Here is a 15,230-nt window from a genome sequence, read left to right on the forward strand (position 1 = left end):
GAGCGTTAACGCCCTTTCAGGTTAACGAGCGCTAACCGCCGTGTCCAGAGCTGTGGATTCCTCCTTCGGCAGGACGTCTCCAAGATCCGGACGTGTGAGGATCTGACCCGACCACACACGGGGGACAGGGCTTGTGACGACACTGCGAGAGACGGCCGTACGAGGCGCGGAAGCAACGGAGGCCGCGCCGGGAGCGGCAGGGGACCCGGCAGGGCCGACGCGGCCCCGCTCACGCGTCCTGGAGGTCGACGCCCTCCGGGGCTTCGCCCTGCTCGGCATCCTGCTCGTCAACACCCTGACCATGGCCGGGACCCACGGCATACTCGGCGGCCGCCCGTCCGGCGCCGCCGACGGCGTGGCGCTGTGGCTGGTCCACTTCCTCGCCCAGAGCAAGTTCTACCTGCTCTTCTCGTTCCTCTTCGGCTACAGCTTCACCCTTCAGGCGGCCTCCGCCGAGCGCGCCGGCGCGCGCCTGGGGCCGCTGACGACGCGGCGGCTGCTGGGGCTCTTCGCGCTCGGCGCCCTGCACGCCGTGTTCCTGTACGTCGGCGACATCCTGACGACGTACGCCCTGCTCGGCCTGATCCTCTTCGCCGCCCGCCGGGCCACCCCCGAAGGGGCGCTGCGCGCCGCGCTGTGGGTATGGGGCGTCTTCGGCTCCCTCCTGCTGCTGCTCGGCGCGCTCGGCACCCTGGCCGGTCCCGACGACGCGGCCGCGAAGGCCGCCGCGGCCCGTGAGGCCGCCGAGCTCACCGCCGCGTACCGCGGCGGCTTCGGCGACGTCGTGGCCGCGAACGTGGGGCAGCTGCCGTTCGCCGTCCTCGCCCTGGTCACCACGGGCGGCTTCGTGGTCGCCGCCTTCCTCCTGGGACTCTCCGCCGGGAAGCGGCAGTGGCTCACCCGGGCGGGCGGGACGGGTCTGCGCCGCGTCCTGGTGGCGGGCCTCTGCGCCGGCCTTCCCGCCGCCGCCTTCTCGGCCTCGGGCGCGGCGGGCCCGCTGTCCGCCCGCTGGGAGCTGCTCGCCGCGATGACCGGCGTCGTCACGGCCCCGGCGCTCAGCGCCGCGTACGTCGCCGGCCTGCTGCTCTGGTTCGGCACGCCGAGCGGGGCGCGTGCGGCCGGGGTCCTCGCACCCGCCGGGCGCACGGCACTGACCAACTACCTCACCCAGTCGCTGGTCATGGCCCTGATCTTCACCGGGTACGGTCTGGGCCTGTACGGGCGCGTCGGCGTCGCCGTCCCCCTGGGTGCGGCGCTCCTGCTGTACGCCGCACAGCTCGCCCTCAGCGCCCGGTTCGTGCGGCGCCACCGGCTCGGCCCGGTGGAGTGGGCCCTGCGCGCCTTCACCCACCTCCGGGTGCGACCCCGTGAGGTTAACGACCGCTAACCGGTCGGTCTAGAATGGCCCCATGAGCACCAACGCCGCCGCCCGCGTCGCGGCCCCCACCCGCCGCGAGCAGATCCTCAGGGAGGCCGCCCGCCTCTTCGCCGAGCGGGGCTTCCACGGCGTGGGCGTCGACGAGATAGGCGCCGCCGTCGGCATCAGCGGCCCCGGCCTCTACCGCCACTTCCCGGGCAAGGACGCGATGCTCGCCGAGCTGCTCGTGGGCATCAGCGAACGGCTGCTGGACGGCGGCAGGCAGCGTGCCGCCGCCGAGTCGGCCGACAGCCCGCAGGCGGTCCTCGGCTCGCTCATCGACGGCCACATCGACTTCGCGCTCGACGACCGGCCGCTGATCACCCTGCACGACCGCGAGCTGGACCGGCTCAGGGAGAGCGACCGCAAGCGCGTGCGTCAGCTCCAGCGCCAGTACGTCGAGCTGTGGGTGAGCGTCGTGCGGGAGCTGAATCCCGACGTACCGGAGGCGGAGGCCAGGTCGGCCGTGCACGCGGTGTTCGGGCTGCTCAACTCGACGCCGCACCTCGGCTCGTACGGCAACGGGCTGCCGGGGCGGGCCGCCATGGAGGGGCTCCTGCGGCGGCTGGCGCACGGCGCGTTCGGGGCGCTCGCGCCGCGCGGCGCGGCCTGACGCCGGTCGCCGCGCCCGGCGCGGGCTTCGCCGGACGGAGGCGCGGGCGGACGGCACAATGGGGGTCATGCCGATACCCAGCCGCGCCGCCCTGGTCGACCATCTCACCCGCACCCGCATCGCGGGCGACGTCGCCACCCCCCGCGACAACAACCTCTCCCACTACCGGAAGCTCGCGAACGGCGACCGCCACTACTGGCTCGGCCTCGAACTCGGCGACCGCTGGACCGACGAACAGGACGTCCTCGCCGTGATGGCGGAGCGCTGCGGCGTCATCGACGACCCCGGGCACCGCATGGGCCAGGACACCATCGACCCCGAGCTGACCGTCGACGCGCTGGAGCGCATGGCGGCGCGGCTGCGCAAGGCCGCTGCGGGCAGGGAGCGCGTGCTGTTCGCGACCGGGCACCCGGGCGGCCTGCTCGACGTGCACCGTCAGACCGCCGACGCGCTGCGCGCGGCGGGGTGCGAGATCGTACGGATTCCGGGCGGGCTCACCGCCGACGAGGGCATGGTGTTCCAGTTCGCGGACGTCGCGATGCTGGAGCGCGGCGCCACCCTCTGGCACACGCACTCGCCCGAGCCCATGGCGGCGATCCTCGACGGCCTGGAGCGCGAGGGACGGCCGCTGCCCGACCTGGTCGTGGCCGACCACGGCTGGGCGGGATGCGCGGGCCAGCGCGGACTCGACTCGATCGGTTACGCCGACTGCAACGACCCGGCGCTGTTCATCGGCGAGGCCGAGGGCACGCTCCAGGTCACCGTCCCGCTGGACGACCACGTCACCGACCCGCGCTTCTACGACCCGATGACCGCCTACCTGCTCGACGCGGCCGGCCTGCTCTGAGCGGGGGCCCGGCGCCGCACCCGGACCGGCGCGCGCGGGCGTCCCGGCCGGGGATCAGCGCGGGACGCGCACCACGCCCTCCTGGATGACGGAGATCGCCAGCCGGCCGTCCCGCGTGTAGATCCTGGCCTGGCCCAGACCCCGCCCGCCCGACGAGGACGGCGACTCCTGGTCGTACAGCAGCCATTCGTCCGCCCTGAAGGGCCGGTGGAACCACATCGCGTGGTCCAGGGACGCCCCCACGACGTCGCCCGTCGCCCAGCCGCCGCGCCCGTGGGCCAGCAGGACCGAGTCGAGCAGCGTCATGTCGGAGACGTACGTGGCGAGGCAGACGTGCAGCAGCGGATCGTCCGCCAGCTTGCCGTTCGTACGGAACCACACCTGCGAGCGCGGTTCGCGCGGTTCGCCGACCGTCCCGTACGGCGGTGCGTCGACGTACCGCAGATCGACCGCCGCGCGGGCTTCGAGCATGCGGTCGGCCATGCCGGGGTCGAGGAAGTGGTCCGCGTACCTCGGCAGCATCCGGGCGGCCGTCGGCAGCGTCTCGGGGTCCGGCGCAGGCGGCATGTCCGCCTGGTGCTCCAAGCCCTCCTCGTACGTCTGGAACGACGCGGAGAGGTGGAAGATCGGCTGCCCGTGCTGGACCGCGACGACGCGGCGGGTGGTGAAGGAGCGGCCGTCGCGGATGCGGTCGACGGTGTAGACGATCGGCGCGCCCGGGTCACCGGCCCGCAGGAAGTACGCGTGCAGGGAGTGGGCGAGCCGGTCCTGGGGCACGGTCCGGCCCGCCGCGACCAGCGCCTGGGCGGCCACCTGGCCGCCGAAGACGCGCGGGACGACGGCGGAGCGCGACCGGCCCCGGAAGTAGTCCTGCTCGATCTGCTCCAGGTCGAGCAGATCGAGCAGGCTGTCGAGCGCTTCGGTCACCTGGCCTACAGGCCCATCGACTTGGCGATGATGGACTTCATGACCTCGCTGGTACCGCCGTAGATGCGGTTGACGCGGTTGTCGGCGTACAGGCGGGCGATCGGGTACTCGTTCATGTAGCCGTAGCCGCCGTGCAGCTGGAGGCAGCGGTCGATGACGCGGTGGGCCACCTCGGTGCAGAACAGCTTCGCCGACGCGGCCTCGGCGGGCGTCAGCTCGCCGGCGTCCAGCGCCTCCAGGGCGCGGTCGGCCACGGCCTCGGCGGCGTCCACCTCGGCCTGGCAGGCGGCCAGCTCGAACTTCGTGTTCTGGAAGGACGCGACCGGCTTGCCGAAGACGGTGCGGTCCGTGACGTACTGCTGGGCGAACCGGACGGCGGCCTTGGCCTGCGCGTACGCGCCGAAGGCGATGCCCCAGCGCTCGGAGGCCAGGTTCGTGCCGAGGTAGTAGAAGCCCTTGTTCTCCTCGCCGAGCAGGTCCTCGACCGGCACCTTCACGTCGACGAACGCCAGCTCGGCGGTGTCGGAGGTGCGCAGGCCGAGCTTGTCCAGCTTGCGGCCGACGGAGTAGCCCTCGGACGTGGTGTCCACGGCGAACAGCGAGATGCCGAAGCGGCGGTCCTCGGCGCTCGGGGCGGACGTGCGGGCGCACACGATCACGCGGTCGGCGTGCACACCGCCGGTGATGAAGGTCTTGGCGCCGTTGAGGACGTAGTGCGTGCCGTCCTCGGAGAGCTTGGCGGTGGTCTTCATGCCCGCGACGTCGGAGCCGGTGCCCGGCTCGGTCATAGCCAGCGCCCACATCTCCTCGCCGGAGACGAACTTGGGCAGGAAGCGCTTCTTCTGCTCGTCGGTGGCGAGCATCTTGATGTAGGGGAGGGCGAGCAGCACGTGCACGCCGGAGCCGCCGAAGTTGACGCCCGCGCGCGCGGTCTCCTCGTACAGCACGGCCTCGAACTTGTGCGTGTCCAGGCCCGCGCCGCCGAACTCCTCGGGGACGCTGATGCCGAAGACGCCCAGCTCGCCGAGCTTGTAGTAGAAGTCGCGCGGCGCCTGGCCGGCGGCGAACCACTCGTCGTACACGGGGACGACCTCGGCCTCGATGAAGGCCCGGATGGTCTCCCGGAACGCCTGGTGGTCCTCGTCGAATACGGTCCGGCGCACGGACGCCCCTTTCTTTGCGGCTGAACCGCCGCCGCTCTCGGGTCACTCACTTGATGACGGATGCACTAAGCGCTTGCTCAGCCTGAAGTTACCGGTTGGTCACCAAGGCTGTCCAGGCTCCGGGACGGTCGTACGCGTCACAGCCGCCGCAGCGCGAACCACAGGTCCATCCGTACGTCCGCGTCGTCCAGATCGGCGTCCAGGAGGGCCGCGCAGCGGGCGATGCGCTGGCGGACGGTGTTGCGGTGCACGTCGAGCGCCACGGCCGTACGGTCCCAGCTCCCGTGCAGCGAGAGCCAGGCGCGCAGGGTCGGGACGAGGGCGGGGGAGTCGGCGATCGGCGCGAGCAGCTCGCGGGCGTGGGCGCGGGCGTCCTCCGGCGAGACGAGCGAGGCCAGCCCCGATCCCGCGTCGCCGCGGTCGCGCACGAGGGGGGCGCGGGTGGCCTCGGCGCGGCGCGCGGCCCGAGCCGCGCGCTGGTCGGCGGCGGGCAGGTCGTGCGCGGGCACGGGGGAGCTGACGCCGAGGCTCCAGCCCTGCTGCGGCTCGACCTCCCGGGGCCCGCCCGCGAGCAGGACCCGCACGCCGCCCTCCTCCGTCGCGTCCACCAGCGCGCTGCCGAGGGCCGTGCCGAGCGCCGCCGCGGCCAGCTGGTCCGGCCCGCCGCCGCCCGCCGGCCGGGCGTGCACCACGGTCCACTCGTCCGCGCCGAGCAGTGGCGCCACCTCGCCCGCGTCCGCCCCCAGCAGCAGCCGCACCAGCGCGGCGGCGCGGGCGGACTCCGCGGCGCCCTGGTGCGCCGTGGTGAGCAGCGACAGCAGTACGACGGCGACGCCCGCGACGGTGTGGTCGCCGGCTTCGCGCCGGTCCGAGGCCACCGCGAGCACGAGCCGCCGGCCGCCCGCGAGGGCGTAGGCGGCGAGGTGGCTGCCCCCGGCGGTGTCGGTGGCGGAGGAGGGCGCGGTCCTCGGGGCGGCGGGCGCGGCGCCCTCGGCGGCGGCCGGCTCCGGCGGGCTGACCACGCGCGCGAGCCGGGCCAGGGCCGCGTGCGCCCGCGGCGACGGCGACCGGCCCGCCGAGGCCAGCGGCGCGCCCTCGGCGGACAGCAGCACCGCCCACGCCCCGTCGAGCCGCACCGACAGCTGCCGCAGGACCGCGGGCACCGGGTCGGGGCGGGCGGCCGCCGTGGCCAGACCCTGCTGGGCCCGCGCGACGCGGCGCAGCTCCCGGTGGCGGGCCTCGGCCATCAGCCGCCACACCGCCCGGGCGATCGCTGTGAACGTGGTCGGTGGCGGCACCTCCACCAGGGGCAGACCGTGCCGCTCGCAGGCGTCCACCAGGGCCGGCGGCACCGTGTCGTACACCGGCGCGACGCCGAAGCCGAGCGCCGCCGCGCCCGCCTCCACGACCCGGGAGACGTAGTGGCCGGGGTCCGTGAGCTGGACGCCCGCCGTCAGCAGGAGCTCACCGCCGAGCAGGTACGGGTACGGGTCGCCCATCTCCGAGGTGTGCACCCAGTGCAGATCCGCGTCGCCGGGCCCCGCGATCAGGCGCAGCCCCAGTTCCTCACGCGCCAGCAGCGCGGCCAGCGACACCGGCGGGGTGGGCGGACTGGGGGAGGAGGCCAGGGGCTCTGGCATGGACGGTCCATCCATAGAGGGGCGGTCGAGTGGATGAAACGTACACTTCAGCGTCGCCTTCCGGCCACTTAGTGTCGAGCGCACCGGCGGCCGCGGGTACGGGCGGACGTCCCCGCGCAAGAGCCGCCGCTCACCCCCGCACGACACGCCGCTGAGGTGCTCCGTGCGAGCGGCCGGCCGGGCGGGGCGCCCGGGGGGAACGCGGGCCCGAGCCGGTGCTCGCGCCGGGCTAAAGTCAGATAAACGCAACGAAGCGTAGGAAAGAAGGCAATTCACATGAGCAGCAGCGAGCAGCAGTTCCGCGGTCCCGTCGACTCCTCCCGCATCCCGCGGTACGCGGGCCCGGCGACGTTCGCCCGGCTGCCCCGCCTGGACGAGGTCGGCACCGCAGATGTCGCCGTCGTCGGCGTGCCCTTCGACTCCGGGGTCTCCTACCGCCCCGGAGCCCGCTTCGGCGGCAACGCCATCCGTGAGGCGTCGCGCCTGCTGCGCCCGTACAACCCGGCGCAGGACGCGTCGCCCTTCGCGCTCGCGCAGGTCGCGGACGCCGGTGACATCGCCGCCAACCCGTTCAACATCAACGAGGCCGTCGAGACGATCGAGGCCGCCGCCGACGACCTGCTCGGCACCGGCGCCCGCATGATGACCCTCGGCGGCGACCACACCATCGCGCTGCCGCTGCTGCGTTCCGTGGCGAAGAAGCACGGCCCGGTCGCGCTGCTCCACTTCGACGCGCACCTGGACACCTGGGACACGTACTTCGGCGCCGAGTACACCCACGGCACGCCGTTCCGCCGCGCCGTCGAGGAGGGCATCCTCGACACCGAGGCGCTCTCCCACGTCGGCACGCGCGGCCCGCTGTACGGCAAGCAGGACCTGACCGACGACGAGAAGATGGGCTTCGGCATCGTCACCTCCTCCGACGTCTACCGGCGCGGCGCCGACGAGGTCGCCGACCAGCTCCGCCAGCGCATCGGCGACCGCCCGCTCTACATCTCCATCGACATCGACTGCCTCGACCCCGCCCACGCGCCCGGCACCGGCACCCCCGAGGCGGGCGGCATGACCTCCCGCGAGCTGCTGGAGATCCTGCGCGGCCTGTCCTCCTGCAACCTCGTCTCGGCCGACGTGGTCGAGGTGGCGCCGGCGTACGACCACGCGGAGATCACCTCGGTGGCGGCCTCCCACACGGCGTACGAGCTGACGACGATCATGTCCCGGCAGATCGCGGCCGACCGCGCCCGGGGCGCGGAGCGGAGCGCGAAGTAACCTCAGCGCCGGAGCCGGCGCCGGCCCGCCCGCCGTCCGTCCGCGTACGGCGGGCCTGCCGCGGCGCGCGGCCGGAACGTCGGCACCGGGCCGCGAGGCCCGGCCCGGAAGGGATGTACGCATGACCCACGACCACGACCTGGTCCTGCGGCCCACCGCCGCGCAGACCGAGGCCGCGCTGAACCCTCCCCCCGGGCGCAACGGCGGTGACCTCGTCGTCGAGACCCTGACCGGTCTCGGCGCGACCACCGTCTTCGGGCTGCCGGGCCAGCACGCGCTGGGCATGTTCGACGCGCTGCGCCGCTCGTCGCTCACGTACGTGGGTCTGCGCGTCGAGAACAACGCGGGCTTCGCCGCCGACGCGTACGGCCGGATCACCGGGGAGGCGGCCCCGCTGCTGCTCTCCACCGGGCCCGGCGCCCTGACGTCCCTTGCCGCGCTCCAGGAGGCGGCGGCGGCGTCCGCCCCCGTCCTCGCGATCAGCAGCCAGGTCCCGTCGGCCGGCATCGGCGGCGGACGCCACGGCTACCTGCACGAACTGCGGGACCAGAAGGCGTCGTTCCGCGACATCGTGAAGTCCGTCCACACCGTGCGTACGGCGTCGCAGATCCCCTCGGCGATCGCCGCGGCCTGGGAGTCGGCCCTGACGGCCCCGCACGGCCCGGTCTGGATCGAGATCCCCCAGGACGTACTCCTCGCCCAGACGGCCCTGCCCGTCGTCACGGCGATGGACGCGACCCCGCGCGAGCTGCCCCCGCGACCCGAACTGGCCGCCGTAGCGGCCCACTTGCTGTCGGCGGCCGACCGTCCGGCGATCATCGCGGGCGGTGGTGTCGTACGGAGCGACGCCTCCGGCAAGCTGCTCGCGCTCGCGGAGAAGCTGAACGCGCCGGTCGTCACGACCTTCGGCGGCAAGGGCGCGTTCCCGTGGACGCACCCGCTCTCCCTCCAGTCCTGGATGGAGGACCGCCACACGACGGACTTCCTCGAGGACGCCGACGTACTGCTCGTCGTCGGCTCCGGGCTGGGCGAACTGTCCTCGAACTACCACACGTTCCGGCCGCGCGGCCGGATCGTCCAGATCGACGCCGACCTCGGCAAGCTGGAGGCCAACCACCCGGCGCTCGGCATCCACGCGGACGCCCGGCTGGCGCTCTCGGCGCTGCTGGAGACGGCCGAGGACCGGAAGGACGAGCGGGCACGCGAGCGGGTGAGCGACGTCCTGGCGAAAGTACGGGAACGCATCGCGTCCCAGGACCTGCCGCTGGAGCAGCGGCTGCTCGCGTCGATCCGCGAGGCCCTGCCCGCCACGTCCCCCAGCTTCTGGGACATGACGATCCTGGCGTACTGGGCCTGGTCGGCCTTCGACCCCCGCCACTCCAACACCATGCACTCGGCGCAGGGCGCGGGCGGCCTCGGCTACGGCTTCCCGGCGGCACTGGGGGCGGCGGTGGCGGACCCGACCCGCCCGGTGCTCGCGGTGTCCGGCGACGGCGGCGCGATGTACTCGATCGCCGAACTCGCCACCGCCCGCCAGCACGACCTGCCGGTGACGTGGCTGATCGTGGACGACGGCGGTTACGGCATCCTCCGCGAGTACATGACCGACGCCTTCGACGAGGCCACCGGCACGGAACTCGCCCGCCCGGACTTCGTCGCCCTGGCCGAGTCCTTCGGCGTACCGGCCCGGCGGACGACCCCGCAGACCCTGGCCGAAGACCTGGCCGCGTCCCTCGCCGCCCCCGGCCCCTCGGTGCTCGTACTCCCGGCCCTGCTGCGGATGTTCGCCCCGACGCACCTGTGACGGGGCCGCTTCGCGCGCCCGCCCCGACGCACCTGTGACGGGGCCGCTTCGCGCGCCCGGCCCGGCTACGCCAGGGCCGGGTGCGCCGCACGGAGGGTCTCCTCGTGCGTGTGCCGGCCCGCGCAGAACTGCTCGCGCTTCGCGTGGTCCAGGCTCTCCGGAAGGCCGTTCCCCGACGGGAGCAGGTCGGGTATCGACCGCAGCAGCTCCGCGGCGACGTGCCCCTTGCCGCGCTTGCGTGCCTCCAGGAAGTACGTGACCGCGTTCTTCAGGTGGTCGTGGAGGTGCCGGCGGGGATGCTCGGCGGCCTTGGCGCAGGCCCCGGGCTGCCCCAGTGAGGGGCTGCCGCCCGGTGCGCCGAGTCTCTGCAGTGCGGCGAGAGCCGCGTAGAGCCGGCCGCAGAGCTCGGCGTCGCTCGGTTTTCCGGCAGCCATGGTTCCTCCCCGTTCCTCCGAGGACCGCTCCTGCCCGGAGTGGTTCTCGTGCACCGCGCCTTCGCGGGCGGTTCCACCGTGGACCGCATCACTACCCCGATCGCCTCGCCGCGGAACTTCCCTCCCGGTGAGCGGTCCGCGTACAACCTTTCGGGCCCCCAGGGGTCATCTCAAGCAGAAGCACAAGGGGATGGGGAATCCACACCATGACGCACAGTCGAACCAAGCGCGCCGCGATGGCGGCGGCCCTGGCCGGGGCCGTCCTCGTGCCCCTCGCCGGCGCGTCGCCCGCCGCCGCGGCCACCGCGCCGGCGGTGGTCTGCACCTCGGGCAAGGCGGGGCTCGCGGCCAAGCTGACCACGGACATCACCGCGGCGCTGCGGGGGCGGCGGTCCACGACGGCGATATCGCTGTACGACCGCCCGACCAAGACCACCTGCACCCTGCGCGCCACCCAGAAGTACGACTCCGCCAGCGTGGTCAAGGTGACGGTCCTCGCCACGCTGCTGTGGGACGCGAAGAAGACGAACCGCTACCTGACGGCCCGCGAGAACCGGCTCGCCACCGACATGATCACCAAGTCGGACAACGACGCCACCACCGCGCTGTGGCGCCAGCTCGGGATGACGAAGATCAAGGGCTTTCTCACGGCAGCCAAGATGACGCAGACCGTTCCGGGGACCGGCGGCTACTGGGGGCTGACGCAGATCACCGCCCGCGACGAGCAGAAGCTGCTCTCGCTGCTGACCGCGAAGAACACCGTACTGAGTGACAACTCGCGGGCGTACACCCTCGGCCTGATGGCCAAGGTCGTCTCCTCGCAGCGCTGGGGCACCCCCGCCGGAGCCCCGTCCACCGCCAAGATCCAGGTCAAGAACGGCTGGCTGCCGCGCTCCACGCACGGCTGGCGGGTGCACTCCATCGGCGCGTTCACGGGCCGCGGCCACGACTACGGCATCACCGTGCTCACGCACGACAACGCCACCATGAACGACGGCGTGAACACCATCCAGGCAGTGTCCCGGGCGATACACAAGGCCCTCAACCCGACGGCCGCCGCCTCCACCCTGTACACCCCGACCCAGACGCCCCGCGAGGTGATCCCGGCGGTGCCCCGGCCCTGACCGGGCCCCCGGGGGAGCGACCCCGGCGCGCGTCGAACGGGTCTCCGGTCCTAGGACCGGAGACCCGTATTCGTTGCGGCGGGATGAAATCCGCACGTCGCCGCGTTGGTGACTTCCGGCAGATCAGGACGACCGGGAGGCAGCAGTGGCGGCAGATCAAGGGTGGGCGCGGCGGCTGGCGGGCTATGCCTGGAGGTACCGGCGCAACGTCGTGCTCGCACTCGGTTCGTCGCTCGGCGGCATGGCCGTCATGGCGCTCGTCCCGCTGATCACCAAGGTCGTCATCGACGACGTCATCGGCGCGGGGACCCGGTCCCTCGCGGTGTGGACCGGCCTGCTGCTGGTCGCCGCCGTCCTCGTGTACGTCCTCACCTACGTCCGCCGCTACTACGGCGGACGCCTCGCTCTCGACGTCCAGCACGACCTGCGCACCGAGATGTACGAGACCGTCACCCGCCTCGACGGGCGCCGTCAGGACGGGCTCTCGACCGGTCAGGTCGTCGGCAGGGCCACCAGCGACCTCCAGCTCATCCAGGGCCTGCTCTTCATGCTCCCGATGACGATCGGCAACTTCATGCTGTTCCTCATCTCCCTCGTGATCATGGTGTGGCTCTCGCCGCTGCTCACCCTTGTCGCCCTCGCCGTCGCCCCCGCCCTGTGGTTCATCGCCAAGCGCAGCCGCACCCGGCTCTTCCCGGCCACCTGGTACGCCCAGGGGCAGGCCGCCGCCGTCGCGGGCGTCGTCGACGGGGCCGTCTCCGGCGTACGCGTCGTCAAGGGCTTCGGCCAGGAGGACCAGGAGACCGGCAAGCTGCGCGAGGTCAGCCGGCGGCTCTTCGCCGGGCGCATGCGGACCGTCCGGCTGAACGCGCGCTACACCCCCGCGCTCCAGTCCGTGCCCGCCCTCGGCCAGGTCGCGATGCTCGCCCTCGGCGGCTGGCTCGCGACGCGCGGCCAGATCACGCTCGGCACGTTCGTGGCCTTCTCCACGTACCTCGCCCAGCTCGTCGGGCCCGTGCGCATGCTCGCCATGGTGCTCACCGTCGGGCAGCAGGCGCGGGCCGGCGTCGAGCGCGTACTGGAGCTGATCGACACCGAGCCGTCCATCGAGGACGGGACGAAGGAACTGCCGGCCGACGCCCCCGCCACCGTCGAGTTCGACGACGTGTCCTTCGGGTACGCGGACGACCGGCCGGTCCTCGACGGCTTCTCCCTGGAGATCCGGGCCGGCGAGACGGTCGCCGTCGTCGGCTCCTCCGGCAGCGGCAAGTCCACCGTGTCCCTGCTGCTGCCCCGCTTCTACGACGTGTCGCGGGGCGCCGTGCTCGTCGGCGGGCACGACGTGCGGGAGCTGACGCTCGACTCGCTGCGGGCCGCCATCGGGCTCGTACCGGAGGACAGCTTCCTCTTCTCCGACACCGTCCGCGCCAACATCGCCTACGGCCTGCCCGACGCGACCGATGAACAGATCGCCGCCGCCGCCCGCGCCGCCCAGGCCGACGGCTTCATCTCCGAGCTGCCGAACGGCTACGACACCACCGTCGGCGAACACGGCCTCACCCTCTCCGGCGGCCAGCGTCAGCGCATCGCCCTCGCCCGCGCCATCCTCACCGACCCCCGGCTCCTCCTCCTCGACGACGCCACGTCCGCCGTGGACGCCCGTGTCGAACACGAGATCCACGAGGCGCTGAAGTCCGTCATGGCCGGGCGTACGACGCTGCTCATAGCCCACCGCCGCTCCACCCTGAACCTCGCCGACCGCATCGCCGTGCTCGACGGAGGCCGCCTCGCCGCCATCGGCACCCACGAGGAGCTCCAGGAGCGCTCCGCCCTCTACCGGCGGCTGCTCACCGACCCCGACGAGCTCGGCGGCGTGTCGCCCGGGCACCTGCTCGCCAAGGCGCAGGAGCCGGCCGAGGACCGGACGGTGCAGGAGGAGCTGGACGCCGAGTTCGACGCCGAACGCGGCATCACCCCCGACCTGTGGGTACGGGACGAGACCGCGCCCGACAAGGACGCCCACGCCGCCGGGATGCCCGCGACCCCGGAGCTGCTCGCCCAGGTCGAGGCGCTGCCGCCGGCCCTTGACGTGCCCGCCGTCGACGAGGACCGCGCCGTGCGGCCCGAGGAGTCCTACGGCCTGCGCAGGCTGCTGCGGGGCTTCGGGCTGCCGCTGCTGGTCAGCCTCCTGTTCGTCGCCGTCGACGCCGGCATGGGCCTGCTCCTGCCGATTCTGATCCGGCACGGCATCGACGAGGGCGTCACCCAGGTCGCGCTCGGCGCGGTGTGGGCGGCGGCCGGCCTCGCGCTGCTGTCCGTCGTCGTGCAGTGGGCCGCGCAGACCGCCGAGATGCGGATGACCGGCCGGACCGGCGAGCGCGTGCTCTACGCGCTCCGGCTCAAGATCTTCGCTCAGCTCCAGCGCCTCGGCCTCGACTACTACGAGCGCGAGCTGACCGGCCGCATCATGACCCGCATGACGACGGACGTCGACGCCCTGTCGACGTTCCTGCAGACCGGCCTCGTCACCGCCTTCGTCTCCGTCGTCACCTTCTTCGGCATCATGGTGGCGCTCCTCGTCATCGACGTGCAGCTCGCCCTGGTCGTCTTCGCGACGCTGCCGGTGCTGGTCATCGGCACGTACTTCTTCCGCAGGTCGAGCGTCAAGGCGTACGAGCTGGCCCGCGACCGCGTCAGCGTCGTCAACGCCGACCTCCAGGAGTCGGTGTCCGGACTGCGCATCGTCCAGGCGTTCCGGCGCGAGGGCGCGGGCGCCGAGCGGTTCGCCGAGCGCAGCGACAGCTACCGGCAGGCGCGCGTACGGGGCCAGTGGCTGATCTCGATCTACTTCCCGTTCGTCCAGCTGCTGTCGTCCGTCGCCGCCGCGGCGGTGCTGATCGTCGGCGCCGGGCGGGTGGACGCGGGCACGCTCACCACCGGCGCGCTGGTCGCCTACCTCCTCTACATCGACCTGTTCTTCGCGCCCGTACAGCAGCTCTCGCAGGTCTTCGACGGCTACCAGCAGGCCACCGTCTCCCTGCGGCGCATCCAGGAACTCCTCCAGGAGCCCACCTCGACCGCCGCCGCCGACCGGCCGAAGGACGTCCTGTCGCTGCGCGGCGAGATCGCCTTCGAGGACGTGCGCTTCCAGTACGGCGGCGACGGCGACGAGGAGGAAGCCCTCAGCGGGATCGACCTGCGGATCCCGGCCGGCCAGACCGTCGCCTTCGTCGGCGAGACCGGAGCGGGCAAGTCCACCGTGGTCAAGCTGGTCGCCCGCTTCTACGACCCGACCTCGGGGCGGGTCACGGCCGACGGGACCGACCTGCGCGACCTCGACATCACGGCGTACCGGCACCGCCTCGGCGTCGTCCCGCAGGAGGCGTACCTCTTCGCGGGCACGGTCCGCGACGCGATCGCCTACGGGCGCACCGACGCCACGGACGCCGAGGTGGAGGCGGCGGCCCGCGCGGTCGGCGCGCACGACATGATCGCGACGCTGGAGGGGGGCTACCTGCACGAGGTCGCCGAGCGCGGCCGCAACCTGTCCGCCGGCCAGCGCCAGCTCATCGCGCTCGCCCGCGCGGAGCTCGTCGACCCGGACATCCTGCTCCTCGACGAGGCCACCGCCGCCCTGGACCTCGCCACCGAGGCGCTCGTCAACCAGGCCACCGACCGTCTCACCGGCCGCCGCACCACCCTGGTCGTCGCCCACCGCCTGACGACGGCGGCGCGGGCGGACCGGGTGGTGGTGATGGACCACGGCCGGGTCGTCGAGGACGGCACGCACGACGAGCTGCTGGCCCAGGACGGCACGTACGCCCGGCTGTGGCGCACGTTCGTGGGGGAGGACGAGCCGGCGGCGGTGTGAGGCCCACCGGTCGCGCGTGGGGGTTTCCTTCCGCGACCTCCCCCCGGTCGCGGTTCTTCCCCTCCTTTTCCCCACCTTCTCCCAGATTATCCCCAACCCCGCCCTACCCCTCCAGCTTCCT

The 15,230-nt window shown here is 73.3% G+C and carries 11 protein-coding genes; 7 read left to right on the forward strand and 4 right to left on the reverse strand.

Annotated elements, in window-relative coordinates; genetic code table 11:
- The first annotated feature begins 133 nt into the window (after positions 1–133).
- From AC07FK_RS27280 to AC07FK_RS27290, 3 genes are all read left to right on the forward strand, one after another.
- Complete coding sequence (locus tag AC07FK_RS27280; RefSeq protein WP_479107596.1) at positions 134–1,387, forward strand: DUF418 domain-containing protein; 1,254 nt, start codon at positions 134–136, stop codon at positions 1,385–1,387.
- Positions 1,388–1,409: 22 nt separating this feature from the next.
- Positions 1,410–2,030 (forward strand): SACE_7040 family transcriptional regulator, encoded by a 621-nt coding sequence (locus tag AC07FK_RS27285; protein ID WP_479107597.1) that lies wholly within the window; start codon positions 1,410–1,412, stop codon positions 2,028–2,030.
- Positions 2,031–2,097: 67 nt separating this feature from the next.
- Positions 2,098–2,877: a phosphatase gene (locus AC07FK_RS27290; protein WP_479107598.1), complete on the forward strand. Its 780-nt coding sequence runs from the start codon at positions 2,098–2,100 to the stop codon at positions 2,875–2,877.
- A gap of 54 nt (positions 2,878–2,931) precedes the next feature.
- Here AC07FK_RS27290 and tesB read toward each other — a convergent pair whose 3' ends face one another.
- From tesB to AC07FK_RS27305, 3 genes are all read right to left on the reverse strand, one after another.
- Positions 2,932–3,804 (reverse strand): acyl-CoA thioesterase II, encoded by an 873-nt coding sequence (gene tesB, locus AC07FK_RS27295; RefSeq protein ID WP_479107599.1) that lies wholly within the window; start codon positions 3,802–3,804, stop codon positions 2,932–2,934.
- 5 nt (positions 3,805–3,809) lie between these two features.
- A complete protein-coding gene (locus tag AC07FK_RS27300; protein ID WP_479107600.1) occupies positions 3,810–4,967 on the reverse strand; it encodes an acyl-CoA dehydrogenase family protein in 1,158 nt (385 codons plus the stop codon).
- Between the two features lie 137 nt (positions 4,968–5,104).
- On the reverse strand, positions 5,105–6,607 hold the full coding sequence (locus AC07FK_RS27305; protein ID WP_479107601.1) for a PucR family transcriptional regulator ligand-binding domain-containing protein: 1,503 nt from the start codon (positions 6,605–6,607) through the stop codon (positions 5,105–5,107).
- 276 nt (positions 6,608–6,883) lie between these two features.
- Between AC07FK_RS27305 and speB the strand changes: the two genes are divergently transcribed.
- Positions 6,884–7,876 carry an agmatinase gene (speB, locus tag AC07FK_RS27310; protein WP_479107602.1) on the forward strand — a complete coding sequence of 331 codons (993 nt, stop codon included), beginning with the start codon at positions 6,884–6,886 and terminating at the stop codon, positions 7,874–7,876.
- A gap of 121 nt (positions 7,877–7,997) precedes the next feature.
- A complete protein-coding gene (locus AC07FK_RS27315) occupies positions 7,998–9,680 on the forward strand; it encodes a thiamine pyrophosphate-binding protein (RefSeq protein WP_479107603.1) in 1,683 nt (560 codons plus the stop codon).
- 65 nt (positions 9,681–9,745) lie between these two features.
- Here the strand turns inward: AC07FK_RS27315 and AC07FK_RS27320 are convergent, their stop codons facing one another.
- Complete coding sequence (locus AC07FK_RS27320) at positions 9,746–10,114, reverse strand: hypothetical protein (protein WP_479107604.1); 369 nt, start codon at positions 10,112–10,114, stop codon at positions 9,746–9,748.
- A 206-nt stretch (positions 10,115–10,320) separates the two neighbouring features.
- Here AC07FK_RS27320 and AC07FK_RS27325 point away from each other — a divergent pair, with 206 nt between their 5' ends.
- Both AC07FK_RS27325 and AC07FK_RS27330 read left to right on the forward strand, forming a co-directional pair.
- Positions 10,321–11,238 carry a serine hydrolase gene (locus AC07FK_RS27325; protein WP_479107605.1) on the forward strand — a complete coding sequence of 306 codons (918 nt, stop codon included), beginning with the start codon at positions 10,321–10,323 and terminating at the stop codon, positions 11,236–11,238.
- Positions 11,239–11,383: 145 nt separating this feature from the next.
- Complete coding sequence (locus AC07FK_RS27330; RefSeq protein WP_479107606.1) at positions 11,384–15,109, forward strand: ABC transporter ATP-binding protein; 3,726 nt, start codon at positions 11,384–11,386, stop codon at positions 15,107–15,109.
- The last annotated feature ends 121 nt before the right edge of the window (positions 15,110–15,230 follow it).

The organism is Streptomyces sp. NPDC046122 (assembly GCF_056429965.1).